The sequence below is a fragment of the Aquiflexum gelatinilyticum genome (assembly GCF_024741135.1).
Taxonomy (GTDB): domain Bacteria; phylum Bacteroidota; class Bacteroidia; order Cytophagales; family Cyclobacteriaceae; genus Cognataquiflexum; species Cognataquiflexum gelatinilyticum.
Genome location: NZ_JANSUY010000049.1, coordinates 1 through 694 on the forward strand (window position 1 = coordinate 1; position 694 = coordinate 694).

At 42.2% G+C, this 694-nt stretch carries 1 pseudogene; it reads left to right on the plus strand.

From position 1 onward, the window contains the following. Positions 1-694, plus strand: a pseudogene (locus NU887_RS21105) (hypothetical protein); the annotation flags it as partial.

The following is a 694-nucleotide window of genomic DNA, read 5'->3' on the forward strand; positions in this document are numbered from 1 at the left end:
ATTCAACTACAACAAAGCTTCTATCTTCTTCAACTTTGGAACTACCGGTGCCGTGGCAGGTGAAAAAACCTACTACTTCGATGACATGGCTTTTGTCACAGGAGGCTCAGGTGGTGGAGGAGACAATCCATTGCCTACTGTTCCTTTAGATTTCGAATCAGAAGAACTCAATTATGACTTTATAAACTTCGAAGGTGGTGAATTGACCAGAATCGCTAACAGCCAGAAATCAGGTATCAATACCAGCAACCATGTGGCCCAGATGGTAAAAGGAAACGGTCAGGTTTATGCAGGTTCAGTCATTCCTTTGGCTTCTCCGATTGATTTTTCTGTAGGAAAAATCTTCAAAGCAAAAGTATTTATGCCAAGAGTGGGAGCAAAGCTTCTCCTTAAAGTAGAAAATCAGACCAATGCGGGGATTGCTTTTGAAAAAGAAGCGACAGGAACCAAAGCAAACGAATGGGAAGAAATCACCTTTGATTATTCGGATATCAATACAGCAAACACTTACCAAAAGGTAGTATTGATTTTCGACCTTGGTACAATGGGTGATGGATCTGCCAACTTCACATACCTCATTGACGACATCGAATTGACTTCAGGAGAAGGAACAGGCGGCGGAGATCCCAATCAAATGAACCTTCCTGTTACCTTCGACGAAACTGATGTCAACTATGGCTTGGTTGGTTTTGGA